Here is a 17354-nt window from a genome sequence, read left to right as displayed (position 1 = left end):
GTGGCCGGCTTTGGGGCTGCTTCGCAGCCCAGCGGGGATAAATCCCCTCGCCACGGGGTTCATTGATCCAGGCGGGAACGGGGTCGTCTTACAGGTCCGTGCTTTCCACCAGGGCCTCCAGCTCCTCTTTGGTCAATAACTGGATCAGCTCCGCTTCCTTGACCTTGTGTTGCAAGCCCAGTGTCTCGGATTGGCTGACATAGTCGGGCTCCTCCAGGGTTCCGGCCGCTTTCGCCTCATCCAGCGCAAGCTGATTGGCGATGAGGGCATCATTCATCGCCTGGAAAAGGCTCGCGCGTTTTTGCTTCAGGTAATCGATCCAGAAGTCCCGGCCAACCAGCGACTGCAATTGCTTCGGTGAATCATCCAGCGCGATGATCTCGGCTGCCGCCGCATTGAGCATCTTTGCCGTAACGCCGGCCACCTGGATAAATCGCCCACCCTTGGGCTGTCCGGGCAGTTCCAGTCGATCCTTGAGGCCGACACGGTAGGCCAGGCGCACCTCTACTTCTTCGATCTGCCTGATGAGCAGGTTCTTTTGCGCGGTGGTGAGATCCCGGCGGGCATTGATCGTGTCACGCCGCTGCTGGATATCCTGCAGGGCAATGCGCTCCACCTCATCGAGGCGAAACAGCCCCTTGGCCAGCCGGATCAGCGCCACAGCCTCCTGTTCTCCCACCGTCAGGGCCTTGGCGTTGTGGATCATCAATTTGATTTCCAGGTAGCTGAAGGACAACGCGGCGCGATCCTCACACGCCGGCGCGCCAGCCAGGTCGAACAGTTCACGCCGCAACTCGGTGGAATCCCTGATCGCTTCAAGCATCTGCCAGACACGCGCCTGGAGGTCCGGATAATTTTCCACTTCCTGGTAGGAGCCGGCCAATCGGCTCAACAGCTGAAAAAACTCCCTGGACTGGGCTTCAGCCTTCAGGCTTTGCCACAACGCCTTTTTGTCCTGCAATTGCTCCGTGGGCAGGTCTCGCAACCATAAATCCACATTCGACAGCCTTTGCGCCGGGGCAGGCTCAAACGCGCCGGGCAAACGCAAGGCCACCCATTCGGGATGCAAGGGCAGGAGGTTCGTCCAGTAATCACGCAAGCGCTGCTGGGTCGCCTCGCTCAACGGATTGCCTTGGATCAGGGTCACGCCATTGACACGTGCCGTGGCATGAGCACGCTCGGCTGGCGGGGAAGTCAGATCAGCCGGCACATCGGTCAGTTGGTTGTTGCGTAAATCAATCTGTTCCAGCGGCTGATCGCGCAAACCGGTAGGCCAGGTGTCAATTCCAGTGTCCCTCAGACTCAATCCGCGCAGGTCGGTCAGAGGGCTGAAGTCCGGTAACCGGCCCAGCGAATTATGATCCAGGTTGAGCATTTTCAGACTGGCACGCCCCTCCAGGATCTGAATGCCGCGGGGTGTCAGCCTGATTTGATTCGACCGCAACTGCAGCCTGGTCAAACTATTCATCAACCCCAGCGATGCAGGAATACCGGTCAATCTGTTGCTGGACATGTCCAACCAGCGAAGCGAGGAGAAGCCCGTGAGGAATCTGTCGCAGGAGGGTTCCGACAACCTCATGTCTCGAAGCTTTAGCGAGGCCACATGGCTAAAGTCGGCCGACAGGCCCGGCAACGTCCCTACGTCCTGCCCACTCAAATCAAGCTCATACCCGACCCTGCTGCCATCCACCGCCGTAACGACCGGAGTCTGGCGCCTCCAGCACCGTTTGATGCGCTCAGCCACCCCTTGCCTGATCGCTGGCGGCACCCGCCGGATACGATCATTACCCACATCCAGTATCAGGGGGAGGCTGGCCCAGTGATCCAGTTCCCGGCGCAGCGTATCCAACTCGATTTTACGCCGCTTGAGTTCCGGAACGGCTTCATCACCCAAGGACCGCAGCAGGCTCTGGACTTGCTCGCTCGTATAGTCCGGGTACAACTCCAGCACCCGACGTTCCCGCGATCGGCCCAGGCCCAGCCGCTCCCGTACCCCACTCATGGGATAGCCAACTTTGCCCGAAGCCAGGCGCATCGGCGACTTGAAGGAGGGTTTGAGCGGTTGCATTTTCAAGACCTGCGCCAGCGCGACTCGGCCTAATGGCGTTGCACCAATAGCCGCTTGCAAGAGATTGCCCTGATGAATCGAAGGCCGGCCCATGGCCTGACGCTCGGCATCCGGGAGGGCATGCTGCAAGGCATCGTAGAGACTCCCCCAGTGGCTCAGGTCATTGCCTTTGTCGTCAAAGGCCTTGTAACGCTCATCGTCCTTGACCACGATCTTGGTCTGCGTCGGGTCTTGTGGCCCGATACTCCCGATCACAACGCCTGAAACGTCATCTTCGCGCAGCTCGATGCGCACCGTATCACTCCAACCGGGCAAGGTTTTCAAGGTCGCCAACGCCAACCGAGGCGTGTCAGCCGTGGCCAGCGTTTCACGGTGTAAACCTTCGTATGCCCGGTTCAAACGCAGCGCTCGCTGGTAGTCACGCAGCTCCTCGGCGATGCGCAGTGGGATGGGTTTGGTCTGGGTGGCATCCGTGAAGTCCCAAGCGGCCATCTGCTGATGCTCGGTCGGGCTGGCAAACGCTACTATCTGGTCGATTGCCGCCGCCGGAACCGAGGGGAAACGGGATTTGATCAGCGTTGCACGCGGGTCGCTCGACACGTCACCTTTGGCGTAATGATCGTTGAACAGTTGCACCTTTTCACGCGCCACCACGGCGGCGAGATTTTTGCGCAACTGCCGGACCCGAGCGTCCATATTCGTTTTCGCAATCGCCGGGGTCGTACCGACCAACAGGTCGCCCCCCGCAGCATCCACCGCCTGGATCAGATTCTTCAGCACCGAAGGCGTGCGGACTTTCCCCTCGGGGATGATGACATCTCGAACCGGGGCGCCCCCTTCCGATGGACGCGCATATTCCCAAAGCGTCTTGCCCGAACCGTCGACCACCATCAATCTCAGCCCCTTTGGCCAAGGACCGTAGCCAGCGAGTAGATGCAGCTGGGTCATCGGATCGGCTGCTTCATACCGCAGCGGGTCTTCGCTTTGCAGTTGCTCAATGAAACGGTCGACTTGTCGGCACAGGTCGAAGCGCTTGATCGTGTCGGCCAGCAAAGCAGGCATCGGCTCGCCCTCGACATGCAGCCGCCGCAGCACCTCCTCGCTCGTACCACTGGCCGTACGGATCTGCTCCAGATCAGCGTCACTGAAGTCCTTGACGCAATGGCCGAGTCGGCGCATCAACCTCGCCCCCTCCCAGCTTCGCGGCTGTTCCAGTTCATGGCTCCAGGCACCGCTGCCGTTGTCCGTCAGCCCGGGCTGATAAGCGTCCGGCCCCCGGGAAGGGTGACGAATGCGATAGCGCTGGGTCGTCGGATCCTGTTGCACCTCGTAATGCTGGCCGTCCAGCGGCACAACGTCCCGGCCATCGACCCGGTACAGCCCTTGAGCGTCCGGAACCGAGGTCGCGGGGGGTTCCCGCACACTCTGATAAGGCGTCAGGTCGGGGCGCCAGAGGCGTGATTCACCGTTGGCCAGTTGCACCGGCTCCAACTGATCCACCGTGCTCGACCATTGAATGTGCGGCAACACCGCCGCGCCGGTGGCGACGAATGCCGTGTTGAGGGCCACGCTTGAGAAGTGCGCCCACATTTCCCTGGTCTCCCCACGTTCGAACGCTTCGATGCCCTCGAACGCTTCGTTGAACATCTGCACGGCGCCTACCGTCAGCATCAGCGGTCCAAGCCCTGGCACCACGAACGCTGCCAGGTTGAAGACATCGATCACGGCATCCAGGTAACTGTCCAGCCGCGCCAGACGCGCTTTCTTGTCCTCATCACCGGTGGGCACCGCCACCGCCCGGGCATCGACCTGGATCTTCTGGATCTGCCTGAGACGCAGCGATTCCCATAAAGGTTCGGGAAAGGCTGCCGTTGCCATGGGCAGATTCCGCAACGACGATTTGAGAGGGAAATCGACCTGATCATCTGCCTCTGCGGAAGATTGATAGAGGTGGTTGAACTGCTCGAAAAAAGCGCCTTGCTGACGCAACGGCACAAAACGACTGAAGAATCGCCGGTAAGCGATACCGTGCAGGCGCCGTCGAAGATCGACCATGAATTCAGCGCTGGACGCATATTCCTTGAGAGGCTGTTCGGGATCGCCCGGCATATAGGCCACGACCCGCTCCACCCGGCGACTGCTTTCACGGTCGGGGCCGATCAGCACCGGACCAACCAGCTCGATACCGAAAATGCTCAATGAGGTGAACGTCACCGCCCGGCCATCAAGCAAGATCGCGCGTTGGTCGCTGACCACTTGCTGCAACATTCGGTAGACGGCCACGCTGATGTCGCCCTTGGCCCTGGCCACCTCGACACACAACGCCAATCCCTCTTTGTGATGGTCGCGCAGTTGGCGATCCAACTGGCTGCGTACCTCGTGGTTGATCGGCCGTACGATGGCGTTGATGTGTTCTTGATACCGGCGTCCCAGGTCCAGTTTGCGGCACAGCCGGGCAAAGGCCTCGGGCGCGATCGGCAACTCCCCGGCGCGAAAGGCGTTGATAGAAGGCATAACCTCGCCACCATAAAACGGACGCACCGTGGTAATGAGGCTGCAGTCGGTGCAGCCGGGTTTGTTCTCTTCGTCGGGATCGAAATTGGCCAGCGCGGCCTCCAACAGCGAAGTTCCGCGGTATTCGTAGCGATCGAAATGACTGCCCTCGTTATCGAGGACGAGCGCGCCAAAAAAATCATCGCGCATTTTGAGTCCGTACTTGCGGACGAAATACACCTGGTTGACGTTCAGTGTTTGCTTGAATTCAGTCTGGATCGCCTGGGTAAGCAGCGGCTCGGCAAAGGCGCGGAGGTCCTGGATGTTGCCCAGCACATTGTCGATCTGGTTCAGGGTTTCGCGGTAGCGGGAGTGACTGTGCTTGAGGCTGGTTCTGGTTTCGTGGGAAGTCTTCACGTACCAGTCTGGAAGTTCCAGCTCATGGTCGCTCAGCGCCTGCTGACGCTGCACGATAGCGCCGCTGTACCAGCCGGGAATACGGGCCTTGAGCAGGTCCAAGTGCAGGCCGCGGCTTTCGGGGCGCACAGGGCCAAGAATCGGTTCTGGCATATCGGGTCATCCTTGAGGGTGGAAAACCCGAGCCTAACCAGCCTTTGAGCGGTGAGTGCGGTAACTATTTATCGCTTTTCTCGACCCGAATGTCGTCCAGGCCCGCCGCTTTCATTCCACCCAACGCCCCAGTTGCTGACGCAGCCGACGGTTCTCGGCCCGCAGTTGCTGGACTTCTTCCAGCAGGTCCAGCGCCAGGGCGACGCCTTCCCATTCCAGGTCCAGGTCGTGTCGCAGCTTCGCGGCACGCTTGGCCAGGGCCAGTTCGTAATCGGTAAAACGCCAATCCGTCGGGGCCGCGCCGTGGGGTTCAAGGATGCCATGCTCGACGATTTCGATCACATGGACATCGGCCAATGCGGCGGCTTCACAGAATTCCAGCAGGTTCAGTTCAATGATCGGGTTGCTCATGGTCTGCTTCTCCCAATGCTGTAACTGTCGAGTCTAGCCCCGCCTACCCTTGTGAACGGGATCTGTGGGAGCAAAGCTTGCTCGCGACAGAGGTGCCTCAATTCCTGGAGATCGAGTTGCATTCATCGCGGGCAAGCCTTGCTCCCACATCTGATGTGTTCAGAAATTCTCCCGCGGATCGAACGCGGCTTTCTTCGCCAGTTCCGCCCACAACGCCTTGACCGCCTCGTCGCTGGTCTTGGGCATCACGGCCTTGAGTTGCACGAACAGGTAGCCGCGCTCGCCGGCCTTGTTGCGCAGGCCGTGGCCCTTGGCGCGCATGCGCTGGCCGTTCTGGCTCCCGGCCGGGACCTTGAGGTTGATCTTGCCGGTGAGGGTCGGCACCGCCACTTCTGTGCCCAGCGCCAATTCCCACGGTGCCAGGGGCAAGGTGATGATCAGGTCCTGGCCTTCGACGTCGAACTTGGGGTGCGGCGCGAAGCGAATGGTCAGGTACAAATCGCCATTGGCGCCGCCACCGATACCTGGCGCACCCTGGCCCTTGAGGCGGATGCGTTCGCCGTCGGTCACGCCCAGTGGGATCTTCACGTTCAGGCTTTTGCTGGTGTTGCTCACATGCTGGCCGGCCGCGTTGTACTGCGGCACCTGGAAGCTGACCTTTTTCGACTCGCTCGACAGGGTCTCTTCCAGGAAGATCGGTAATTCCATTTCCACGTCTTGCCCTCGACGGCCGGCGCTGCGACCTGACTGTCCGCCACCGAAACCCGGCCCGCGATTACCAAAAATCGAACTGAAGAAGTCCGAGAAGTCGCCGGTGTCCTGGCCGCCAAAACCACCACGGCTCTGCCAACCCGGCGGGCCCTGGAACGGCTGGCCGTGCTGGCCGTAGCGGCGCAGGTCGTCGTATTCGGCGCGTTTGTCGGCGCTTTTCAGCGCTTCATAGGCTTCGGAGACGTCCTTGAACTTGGTTTCGGCGTCCTTTTCCTTGCTCACATCCGGGTGGTACTTGCGCGCCAGTTTGCGATAGGCGGCCTTGATCGTGGCGTCGTCGGCCGTCGGCTCGACACCCAGGATCTTGTAATAGTCTTTGAAGTCCATTGAAGGATCACCATCCGTTATCGATATAGCACCGCCATGCACAGCATGCTCGTGGTACAAGCCCCGGAGTTTGACCAATCTCAAGGTTTGTGACCGGGCGGCGCTTCAGAAGTTTATCGGCAGCCGGTGGCGGTTCTTGTACCGCCGTGTGCTACCAGGCCCATGCCAGCAAGTTTGGGGGTATAAGGGCCGCTTTCAAGGCCGACGATTGCGAATTAGCGGATAACCGGCCTTCGAATCCGCCTCGCACTGACATACACTGCGCGGCCGTTTTTTCAACTGGAACCCGAAAGACATGAAAAACGCATCCCCGGCCCGTGCCTGCGGCATCGACTTTGGCACGTCCAACTCCACTGTCGGCTGGCTGCGCCCCGGCATGGAAACGTTGATCGCGCTGGAGGATGACAAGATCACCCTGCCCTCGGTGGTCTTTTTCAATCTCGAGGAGCGCCGTCCGGTGTATGGCCGCCTGGCCCTGCACGAATACCTGGAAGGCTATGAAGGCCGGCTGATGCGCTCGCTCAAGAGCCTGTTGGGCTCCAAGCTGATCAAGCACGACACCAGCGTGTTGGGCACCGCGATGCCGTTCAAGGATCTGCTGGGGCTGTTCATCGGCCAATTGAAGAAACGCGCCGAAGACGCCGCCGGTCGGGAGTTCGAAGAAGTGGTGCTGGGGCGCCCGGTGTTTTTCGTCGACGACGATGAAATGGCCGACCAGGAAGCGGAAAACACCTTGGTGGACGTCGCCCGCGCCATCGGTTTCAAGGAGGTTTCCTTCCAGTACGAGCCCATCGCGGCGGCATTCGACTATGAATCGACCATCGAGAAAGAAGAGCTGGTACTGATCGTCGACATCGGCGGCGGTACTTCGGACTTCTCCCTGGTGCGCCTGTCCCCCGAGCGCCGCACCCATGACAACCGCCACGCCGACATCCTCGCCACCGGTGGCGTGCACATCGGCGGGACCGATTTCGACAAGCAACTCTCGCTGGCCGGCCTGATGCCGCTGTTCGGCTACGGCAGCCGCATGAAAAGCGGCGCCTACATGCCCACCAGTCACCACATGAACCTGGCGACCTGGCACACCATCAACGCGGTGTACTCGCAAAAATCCACCCTGGCCCTGGGCAGCATGCGCTACGACATCGAAGACACCGGCGGCATCGACCGGCTGTTCAAGCTGATCGAACAGCGCGCCGGGCACTGGCTGGCGATGGAAGTGGAAGAAACCAAGATCGAGCTGACCCACGCCGACCAGCGCCACGTGCCGCTGGACCGGATCGAGCCAGGCCTGAGCGTGGACCTGAGCCGGGCCTTGTTCGAGTCGGCCATCGACGGCTTGCTGGAGCGGGTACGCGGCAGCGTCACGCAGTTGCTCAACGATGCCAACGTGCGGGTCGATCAGGTCGACACGGTGTTCTTCACCGGCGGTTCCAGCGGCACCCCGGCGCTGCGCAACAGCGTCTCGGCGATGCTGCCCCAGGCGCGGCATGTGGAAGGCAATATCTTCGGCAGTATCGGCAGCGGGTTGGCGATCGAGGCGATGAAGCGGTACGGCACTCAGGCCTGATCCAGTTCTGCGGCGCGTCCATCGCGAGCAGGCTCGCTCCCACATTGAATCGCATTCCCTCTGAAGGAACTCGGTCAACTGTGGGAGCGAGCCTGCTCGCGATGGCGCCAGAACAGGCGACGCCTACCGGATCAGACCATCCCCACCTGCTTCAACTCACTCTTGAGGTACGCATAATAAATCGGCCCCGCCACCACCCCCGGCAGGCCGAATGCGGCTTCGAATACCAGCATCGCCATGAGCAACTCCCAGGACTTGGCGCTGATCTGCCCGCCGACGATACGTGCGTTGAGGAAGTATTCGAGCTTGTGGATCACGATCAGGTAACCCAGCGCCGCGACCGCCACCCAGATCGACAACGACAAGGCGACGATGGTGATCAGGGTGTTGGACATCAGGTTGCCAATGACCGGCAGCAGCCCCAGCAGGAACGTCATCACGATCAGGGTCTTGGTCAACGGTAGCTGGATGCCGAACAACGGCAGCACCACCGCGAGGAAAATCCCGGTGAAGAAGGTGTTGAGCAGGGAAATCTTGATCTGGGCGAAGACGATGTTGCGAAACGCCTTGACCAGCAGGTTCAGCCGATCGAACAGCGCCGCGGCCAGGGGTTTGCGCTTGGTCAGGTCGGGGATGCGCTGCAGGGCAACGATGGCCCCCAGCACCATGCCGATCAGCAACGTCACGAACATGTGAGCCGCGTCCTTGCCCACCAGTTGCAGATCACTAAGGTGCTTGCTCACCCAGTCACCGATCGCCACCCGGAACTCGGCGGCGCTGGCCGGCAGGTAAGCGTCGATGAACGGCGGCAATTGCCCACGGGCACGGTCGACCACCGCCATGAACTTGTCCAGGGACGCGCCTGGGTTTTCCGCTTCATGCAGCAGGAAACTGAAGGCACCGGCGAAGATCAACGTCAGCACACTGACCACCAGCGTGCCCAGCAACGCCACCGCCAGCCAGCGAGCGCGGCGGCCTTCGATCAATCGCTGCAACTGCGGGGTGAGCATGTTGACCAGTTCGAACACCAGCAGCCCGGCCAGCAAACTCGGCAACAGACGCAACGGCAGCACCAGCAACAGCCCACCAAAAATGATCACCCAACTGATCACCAACAACACATGACGCTGAGAAAACGTTGGCATACAGCCTCAGGACAAAACGGCGTGAAAGGATCGGCAGTCTGCCAGCCTTCCACTGGCAGCACTAGGGATTGTATCGGCCGACCTTCGTCGCAGTTCAGGTTTTTTTTTGCGGTGGCTGTGCCGGCCCCATCGCGAGCAAGCTAGCTCCCACCCTGGACCGGGCAATACAGACCCACTAGTGGGAGCGAGCTTGCTCGCGATAGGGCCCACGGGTTCAACGCTTATTTTTTCTTCAGGCACTCACTCATGAACGCCTTGCGGGCATCGCCCTTCAACGCCTGGGTAGTGGCGGTGGCGTTGCAGGTTTTCATGCGATCCTGCGGGGTAGCCTTGAGGCAAGTGCTCATGAAGGCTTTGCGCTCGTCGCCCTTGAGGGCCTTGGCGGTGGCGTCGGCGTTGCAGGTGGTCATCTTGGTCTGCTGCGCCGTCTCGGCGAAGCTCTGGGAACACAGCAATAAACCGATCATCAACAAAGGCACACGCAGCATCTTCATGGTGTTTCTCCTGGCTGCCACACGAGAGGGTGGCGATGAGGTGCAGTGTAGACAAAGCCTGTTACACCTTCACCCAAGAGATTCTCAGTGCCTGAACTACCGCATTCGCGAGCAGGCTCGCTCCCACAGGGGACCGCATTCTTCCTGAAGAAACTCGGTCGAATGTGGGAGCGAGCCTGCTCGCGATGAACGATAACGCGGTCCTACGGGCTACAACCCGGCCGCCTTCAACCGCTCGGCATGCTCGACAAACAACCGGATCGGATCAGCCCCCTTGCCCACCAGCCCCAGCGACTGGTTGACGATGTCGAAGTGGTCCAACGGATAGTCATCGCCGATGACCGTGCCCAGGTGCGAGCTGTAGCGTCCGACCATGCCGTCGCATTGCCCCGCCTCCCTTACAAAGGTGCGAGCAAATAAACGGCAACTGCGGTTGGTGCCGTCGAACAGGTTGCGCCCCTTGTCGGTCTTGCCCGGCTGCAAGGTGCCGGACCACGAGTAATAGCGCACGCCATTGACCTCTTCCGGCCCATTCCCGCCCCAGGTAACCGGCAGGCCCTGTGGATAACGTTGGTTGAACACCCCCACCCCGGCGGTGGTCAGGGAGGCGTGGGAAGCGTGGACATCTACCGGCAGCTTCGGCCCGCGATAGCCGGTGTCCAGCAGGCTCATCAGGGCGCTGATCAGCCGCAGCACGGCACTGAGCACACGCCCCTTGGCACTGTCGGCGGGGTAGTGGAGTTGCAGGTAATCGGCCAGTTCGGAACCGTGGTTGGTGCCGGCCACCGATGTGACCGACGCCACCAGGTCCGGGCGCTTGGCGGCTGCATAGCGGGCGGTGAGGCTGCCTTGGCTGTGGCCGATCAAATTGACCTTCTGCGCACCGGTTTGCCGCAGGATCTCCTCGATCCGTGCCAGCAATTGCTCGCCGCGCACCTCGGAAGAATGCAGCGGCGAAACCTTCACCGCCACGACCACGGCCCCGCCGCGACGCAACGCCGAGACGATCCCATACCAGTACGGATACAGCACCAGGCGTATGAACCCGAGCATGCCCGGAACCAGTACCAGCGGGTAACGAGTGGCGCAGCGCTGCGACATGGCGACATCCTTGTGATCAAGAGGGGTCAGCATCGGTACCGATGATGACCAGTCTATGACACCCAGATGAATCCGTGGCGAGGGCGCTTGCTGCCGTTAGGCTACGCAGCAGCCCCTCTCAGAAGGACCGCGCCAAGGCCAGCAAACGCTCCTCGGCCTCGGCGCAGGACAACGCAAAGCTGCGCTCGGCCGATTCTTCGCCTTCGGCCGCCACCACCGTCACATCGGTGATGCCGATAAACCCCAGGACGGTGCGCAACAGTGTGTCGGCGTGATTCATGCTTTCCAACGGGCCGCCAGGCCCGAAACCGAAATCGCCGCGACTGGTCACGATCAGGGCTTTCTTGCCCTGCAACAGCGGCTCGTAGTGCGACACGCCGTTATCCAGGCTGTGGTTGAACGTCAGCCCGATGCGCACGATCTGGTCGATCCAGGCCTTCACGCCGCTGGGCACGCTGAAGTTGTGCATGGGCGCGGAGATCACCAGTCGGTCATGGGCTTGCAACTCCTCGACCAAGGCATCGCTCAGGGCCAGGTCCGCTTGCATGATCAACGGTCGAGCCTGGGGCTCAGGGTAGAACGCCGCGGCGATGAACGCTTCGTTGACCGGCGCAATCACCGTCCGTCCAACTTCGCGACGGGTCAATTGGGATTGTGGATGGGCGGCCTGCCACGCTGAAACAAAGGCCTCGGCCAAGCGCCGGGAATGAGAGCGCTCGCCACGGGGACTGCCATGTACTACAAGAATCTTGCTCATCTGAATATCCTTTATCCGGCTACAATCGACACTGCTTGTGCCCTTCAGCTTGAAGCCCAGCGCTGCTGACAGACAAATGAGCGCTAATTCATCAAGATGAATTAATTTCATCCATAGTATTTTCAGGAGAGTTCAGATGTTCGCCAACCTGCCGCTCAACGCCCTGCGCGCCTTCGAGGCTGCCGCGCGGTTGCTCAGCTTCAAGGCGGCTGCGGCGGAGCTGTCGGTGACGCCTACGGCGGTCTCCCATCAGATTCGATCCCTGGAGACCTGGCTGGGGCTGGTGCTGTTCGAACGCCTGCCACGCCAGGTACGCCTCACCGACGGCGGGCAACGCTTGTTCCACAGCCTGCATGGGGCGTTGCTGGAAGTGGCACAAAGCGTCGACACCCTGCGCCCGCAACGCAGCACCAGCCACCTGACACTGTCCACCACCGCAGCGTTTGCCGCCCTGTGGCTGGTGCCTCGCCTGGGGCGTTTTTATGCGCGTCACCCGAACATCAACGTGCGCCTGGACACCCACTGCGAGGTGATCGACCTGCACCAGGACGCCAGCGTCGACCTGGTGGTGCGCTACAGCCTGGACGCCTATCCGAACCTCTACGGTATGTGCCTGTTCGATGAAAGCTTCGGGGTCTATGGCTCGCCTGAACAGGTGGCGCTGGCAGCACGGCAGGTGCCGACGCTGATCAGCGTGCATTGGCACAACTCCAAGCTGTACGCCCACGGTTGGGATGCCTGGTGCGCCCAGGCCGGGGAAACCTGGCTTACCCGGCAGCCATGCATGCGCGAGTACGACGAGGAGCATTACGCCCTGCAAGCGGCGATTGCCGGGCAGGGCCTGGTGCTGGCGAGCAATATCCTGGCTTCCGAAAGCATCGCCAGTGGTTTGCTGGTGGGCTATCGCCCAGACATCCAGGTCAATGGCGCCGGCTACAGCGCCCTGTGCGTCCCGGGCCGCGAACGCCATCCGCCGGTGCGGGCGTTCTTCCAGTGGCTGGGGGAGGAAGCGCGGCTGTCGGGGTTTCCCCCGGTGTTTGCTATGTCGCAGGCGTAGGAGCTGCCGAAGGCTCGGGCCGCGTTCGAACGATCTTTTGATTTTGCTCTTTCGGCGTTCGCTCATGACTCAATGGTCTGGGGCAAGATCGCAGCCTCGTTGCACTCGGCAGCTCCTACACGGGGTCATTTCATAAAACTTTTTGCCTCGCTCATCACTCCCACCTTAAGAAGTGATCGCGCCATCAGAGCGTGACGCTCCCACCGGATCAGCCTCCAGGAGAACGAGATGAGCGACATGCACTTATCCGATGTAACCACCCTGCGCGAACGTGCACGGCAGAACGTGCAGAACGGGGCAGTGACCGAAGGCTACGGCGCCGATCGGCAGGAAGTTGTCCGCCTGCTCAACGAAGCACTGGCCACCGAACTGGTCTGCGTGCTGCGCTACAAGCGCCACTACTTCATGGCCACCGGCCTCAAGGCCAGCGTGGCGGCCAATGAATTCCTCGAACACGCGAACCAGGAAGCCGAACACGCCGACAAACTTGCCGAGCGCATCGTGCAGTTGGGCGGCGAGCCGGAGTTCAACCCCGACCTGTTGACTCGCAGCTCCCACGCCCAGTACGTGGCGGGCAACACCCTCAAGGAAATGGTGTACGAGGACCTGGTGGCCGAACGCATCGCCATCGACAGCTATCGGGAAATCATCCAGTACATTGGCGAAAAAGACCCGACCACCCGGCGCATCTTCGAAAACATCCTGGCCCAGGAAGAAGAGCATGCCGATGACATGGCCGATATCCTCGCCGACCTCTGATACACCTTAGGGCCCCTTCGCGAGCAAGCCCGCTCCCACACTTGAACCGCATTCTTTCTGAAAGAACTCGGTCAACTGTGGGAGCGGGCTTGCTCGCGAAAGGGCCCTAAGCATCACAGCAATCCGTCGGCTGCCGGGTCGGCTTGACCGTCACCGGCGCCTTGCCCGCCTTCATCTGCTCCAGCAGCGGCGCGCACTGGTTCGGCTCACCGCCACTGGGCGCTACCAGCGCGAGCAGGCCGGCGGCCGGTGCCGCGATCACACCCAATGCCACCATCCCGGCACCGCGCAGCATCAGCGGCACCGCCTTGACCCCAGCGGCGGGCTTGGCGAACGAGCCCCGCACGTACAACGGCGAGCGCAGGGAAATCAGGCGCCAGCCCTTGGACTCGGGGGTGATGGTCAGGTCCAGTTGTTCGTTCGCCATATTCGCCGTGCCGTCGATGTAGATGATCGCGTTCTCGGTGTCGAACACGAACAGGCGCGTGGTGGCCAGGCCCGTCTTGATGTCGAAGTCCGCCGCCGCGCAGTTGATCTTCACTTCCTTGTCGCCAAAGATTTTCCCCACCACGTAGTTGCCGACGTTCAGCCCCGCCAGCTCCATCAGCTCACGACTGATGGCACCATCGTTGATGAGCATTTTCAGCGTGCCATTGGAAGTGCCCAGCAACGCCGCCACCGAATTGCCGCGCCCGGTGATATCGGCATCGCCGTTCAATTCGCCGAAGCTGGTTTTCATCGGTTCAAAACCGGGGAACAGTTGCTTGAGCTTGAAACCGCGCGCCGTCAGCTTCGCCTGGCCTTCAAGGGGCCGGGTGCGCCCGTTGAGGCGGATCAGTGCATCAAGGCGGCCACCGGCCACGCCGAAGCGCAGGGGCTCGAGGCTCAACTGCCCATCGTTGAGCACCAGATGGGTGTAAAGGTCGGTGAACGGCAACTGCTCACTATGGACGATGCGTTTGCCGGTGAACTCGACATCGGCGTCCATCACACTCCAACGCTCGGTGCGAAACTCTTCCACGGGCAAGACCTTGCCAGTCGGCTGCTTGCTGGCGCCGCCGCGGGCCTTTTGCTCGGCATTGGAGTCAGCGCCGATCAGCGGCGCCAGGTCACTGAACAGCAGTTGATTGGAGACCAGCGCGCCACTGAGTTTCGGCCGGGGCTGGCTGGCGACATAGGCCAAGTCGCCATGGATATCGCTGTCGCCGATCTTGCCGTTGAACGCCTCATAGCGAAACAGCGCCCCTCCCGGCTCATGCAGCTTGGCAATCAAGCGGCCATCGGTGGCATACGGCGGCGAATCCGGCAGGGTCACGCCGGTCAGTGGGTAGAGATGGGCGAGGCTGTTGCCGGCCAGTTTCAGGCGCAAATCCAGGGCCCCGAGGTTCATCGGATCGGTGAGGGTTCCGGCCAACTCGACGCGGGTGGCGGCGATCGTCGCCTGGGCCTGGAGCGGAAAGGGTCGTGACGCATCCTGCAATGCCAGCAAACCACCGACCTTGCCGGAGCCGGCCAGGGCTTGCCCGTGATACTGCCCGTTGACCTTGAAGGCGAACGCGTAGTCCTGCGGTGTGGCGCCTTGGTCCTGGGTTTTTTTGGCAGCCTTGTCACCGACGATATCGCTGAACGGGATGGGTTTGCCTAATGGGTCGATCAACAGGTCGAGCCGGGTCTTGAGCGTCTGGTCATCAAGGGTGACGTGGCCTTTGTCGAAGCCGATGGCGCCGATGTCCACCACCCAGCTGGACGGCTCGGCGTCCGGGTCTTTCGGATCGAATTGGAAGGTCCAGTTGGCGCGTCCGTCAGCCAGACGCTGCAGGTTGGCATTGGGCTCCGTCAGGTCGATGCGCGGGATCGCCACCCGCCGCGCCAGCAAGGCCAAGGGGGACACGCGCAACTCGACACGCTTGAGCGTGACCATTTGCGGGGTTTTCGACCAGTCAGGGTTGCCCAGGCTCAAATCCTCGGCCACCACATGGGGCCAGGGCAGCCAGGCACGCCAGCCCCCTTCCTCTGGCTCACGCTGCCAGGCTACCGCCAGATTGCCGTTGATGGCGAAGGGGCGATGCAACTCCTCGGAAACCTTGGCATTGAGCGTGGGCTTGATGCGGTTCCAGTCGAAGAACGCGATGACCAGGACCAGCACGGCCAGCAGGACAACAAGGCTGGCAAAGCTCCAGGCGAGGATTTTCGAGGTGCGCGTCATGCACAAGGCTCCTGATGACAAGTCAGCGTCCGCAACCGCGACGCCGCTGGAAACACGAACCTGCAGCCGGTTCGTCATAAAGGGTTGGACTGGTGAAACAGCTTACAGGTGCCGATGAACGGCACAAAAAAAATGCCAGGATCCTGACCGATCAGCCAACAAACTGTTACCGCATCCGCACATTCACGAGGCAGTAGTGGGTACAAAATACCCACCCTGGTGCAAAACGGCACCTCGGAAACGCCCGTTCTAGAGCCTTCGCGCTGAACAATCAATTCCGTTGATTATTACCATTGCGTTTATGAACTTTTATATCGACTTATCGAGAGTAGCATTGCCCTCGTACCCACTTTATCGCCCCCCCAAGGAGCAACGATCATGAAACGCCAATTACTGATGAGCCTGTCCCTTTCACTGCTGGCCTCGACTGCCTTCGCACTGCCAGCCTCCGAACAAGCCACACCACAGGTCAAGGACAGCCACTCTGTCTACAGCCAGACTGTTGCCGAAGGCGGACGTGATCGCCTGGAAGAAAAAGGCCTGGTTGAAGACGGTTCTGACCGTACACCTGGCCAGACCCTCGCCGCCGACGGTGCTGACCGCACACCTGGCCAGACCCTCGCCGCCGACGGTTCTGACCGCACACCTGGCCAAACCCTCGCCGCCGACGGTGCTGACCGCACACCTGGCCAGACCCTTGCCGCAGACGGTTCTGACCGCACACCTGGCCAAACCCTCGCCGCCGACGGTTCTGACCGCACACCTGGCCAAACCCTCGCCGCCGACGGTTCTGACCGCACACCTGGCCAGACCCTCGCCGCCGACGGTTCTGACCGCACACCTGGCCAGACCCTTGCTGAAGACGGGTCTTCCCGCACCAAACTGGGCGAAACCGTGGCCGAAGGCGGTGGTGATCGCACGATCGAACGCAATGGCACAGTGAGCTGAGCCCATGATGGCCCAAAAAAAAGCCCGATTCCTGCAATCGGGCTTTTGACTTTTCAAGCCCTTCGTTTTCCCGCCCCCCTCTCTACCGTTCGACGTCGGCAAAGCCGATTTGCTAGAGTGCGTCGCTCCCGTGAATCAGAAGCCAGCCCTGCGATGCTGCCCCGCGCCGAACAGAAACAACAGACCCGAATTGCCCTGATGGATGCAGCCCGTCATTTGATGGAGTGTGGCCGGGGATTCGGTAGCCTGAGCCTGCGGGAAGTCACCCGGACAGCCGGCATCGTGCCCACCGGGTTCTACCGGCACTTTGACGACATGGACCAACTGGGCCTGGCACTGGTCAGCGAAGTCGGCCAGACCTTCCGCGAAACCATCCGCCTGGTACGCCACAACGAATTCGTCATGGGCGGCATTATCGATGCCTCGGTGCGGATCTTTCTCGATGTGGTGCAGGCCAACCGATCGCAGTTCCTGTTCCTGGCCCGCGAGCAATACGGCGGCTCCCTGCCGGTGCGCCAGGCCATCGCCCAACTGCGCGAAGACATCAGCTCGGACCTGGCCGCCGACCTGGCCTTGATGCCCAAGTTGCAGCACCTGGACCTGGCCGCCCTGGGCGTGATGGCCGACCTCATCGTCAAGAGCGTATTCGCCACCCTGCCGGACATCATCGACCCACC

At 61.3% G+C, this 17354-nt stretch carries 13 protein-coding genes; 5 read left to right on the top strand and 8 right to left on the bottom strand.

All coding sequences use genetic code 11. The features are described 5' to 3' along the window. Positions 1 to 88: 88 nt before the first annotated feature. The 3 genes from B0E42_RS03235 to B0E42_RS03225 form a co-directional block, all read right to left on the bottom strand. The gene (locus tag B0E42_RS03235) at positions 89 to 5131 is read right to left on the bottom strand and encodes an NEL-type E3 ubiquitin ligase domain-containing protein (RefSeq protein ID WP_077505638.1); all 5043 of its coding nucleotides are present in this window, start codon (positions 5129 to 5131) and stop codon (positions 89 to 91) included. A 111-nt stretch (positions 5132 to 5242) separates the two neighbouring features. Then, positions 5243 to 5542: a chaperone modulator CbpM gene (locus B0E42_RS03230; RefSeq protein ID WP_018611876.1), complete on the bottom strand. Its 300-nt coding sequence runs from the start codon at positions 5540 to 5542 to the stop codon at positions 5243 to 5245. Between the two features lie 159 nt (positions 5543 to 5701). After that, the gene (locus B0E42_RS03225) at positions 5702 to 6640 is read right to left on the bottom strand and encodes a DnaJ C-terminal domain-containing protein (RefSeq protein ID WP_018611874.1); all 939 of its coding nucleotides are present in this window, start codon (positions 6638 to 6640) and stop codon (positions 5702 to 5704) included. A gap of 295 nt (positions 6641 to 6935) precedes the next feature. Here B0E42_RS03225 and B0E42_RS03220 point away from each other — a divergent pair, with 295 nt between their 5' ends. Then, positions 6936 to 8210 (top strand): Hsp70 family protein, encoded by a 1275-nt coding sequence (locus B0E42_RS03220; protein WP_077505636.1) that lies wholly within the window; start codon positions 6936 to 6938, stop codon positions 8208 to 8210. Between the two features lie 131 nt (positions 8211 to 8341). Here the strand turns inward: B0E42_RS03220 and B0E42_RS03215 are convergent, their stop codons facing one another. From B0E42_RS03215 to B0E42_RS03200, 4 genes are all read right to left on the bottom strand, one after another. Continuing rightward, a complete protein-coding gene (locus tag B0E42_RS03215; RefSeq protein ID WP_014336346.1) occupies positions 8342 to 9355 on the bottom strand; it encodes an AI-2E family transporter in 1014 nt (337 codons plus the stop codon). Positions 9356 to 9576: 221 nt separating this feature from the next. Further along, positions 9577 to 9849 carry a PsiF family protein gene (locus tag B0E42_RS03210; protein WP_018611870.1) on the bottom strand — a complete coding sequence of 91 codons (273 nt, stop codon included), beginning with the start codon at positions 9847 to 9849 and terminating at the stop codon, positions 9577 to 9579. A 210-nt stretch (positions 9850 to 10059) separates the two neighbouring features. Beyond that, on the bottom strand, positions 10060 to 10950 hold the full coding sequence (locus B0E42_RS03205; RefSeq protein WP_018611868.1) for a triacylglycerol lipase: 891 nt from the start codon (positions 10948 to 10950) through the stop codon (positions 10060 to 10062). 118 nt (positions 10951 to 11068) lie between these two features. After that, entirely contained in the window at positions 11069 to 11707 is a 639-nt protein-coding gene (locus B0E42_RS03200) for an FMN-dependent NADH-azoreductase (RefSeq protein ID WP_053177911.1), read from the bottom strand. 136 nt (positions 11708 to 11843) lie between these two features. On the opposite strand from B0E42_RS03200, the gene B0E42_RS03195 reads away from it, so the two are divergent. Together B0E42_RS03195 and B0E42_RS03190 are read left to right on the top strand one after the other, a co-directional pair. Beyond that, positions 11844 to 12764, top strand: coding sequence for a LysR substrate-binding domain-containing protein (locus B0E42_RS03195; protein ID WP_077505634.1), 921 nt, complete (start codon positions 11844 to 11846; stop codon positions 12762 to 12764). Positions 12765 to 12992: 228 nt separating this feature from the next. Then, the gene (locus tag B0E42_RS03190; RefSeq protein ID WP_053177909.1) at positions 12993 to 13523 is read left to right on the top strand and encodes a bacterioferritin; all 531 of its coding nucleotides are present in this window, start codon (positions 12993 to 12995) and stop codon (positions 13521 to 13523) included. A gap of 106 nt (positions 13524 to 13629) precedes the next feature. Here B0E42_RS03190 and B0E42_RS03185 read toward each other — a convergent pair whose 3' ends face one another. Then, positions 13630 to 15729 (bottom strand): AsmA family protein, encoded by a 2100-nt coding sequence (locus B0E42_RS03185; RefSeq protein WP_077505632.1) that lies wholly within the window; start codon positions 15727 to 15729, stop codon positions 13630 to 13632. 378 nt (positions 15730 to 16107) lie between these two features. On the opposite strand from B0E42_RS03185, the gene B0E42_RS03180 reads away from it, so the two are divergent. Both B0E42_RS03180 and B0E42_RS03175 read left to right on the top strand, forming a co-directional pair. Next, complete coding sequence (locus B0E42_RS03180) at positions 16108 to 16677, top strand: hypothetical protein (RefSeq protein WP_077505630.1); 570 nt, start codon at positions 16108 to 16110, stop codon at positions 16675 to 16677. A gap of 153 nt (positions 16678 to 16830) precedes the next feature. Beyond that, on the top strand, positions 16831 to 17354 hold a 524-nt coding region (locus B0E42_RS03175; RefSeq protein ID WP_077505628.1), incomplete at its 3' end, for a TetR family transcriptional regulator.

The organism is Pseudomonas sp. A25(2017) (assembly GCF_002001065.1).
GTDB lineage: Bacteria > Pseudomonadota > Gammaproteobacteria > Pseudomonadales > Pseudomonadaceae > Aquipseudomonas > Aquipseudomonas kilonensis.
The sequence above is the reverse complement of the archived record's forward strand: the minus strand, read 5'-3'. Positions and strand labels throughout refer to the sequence as shown.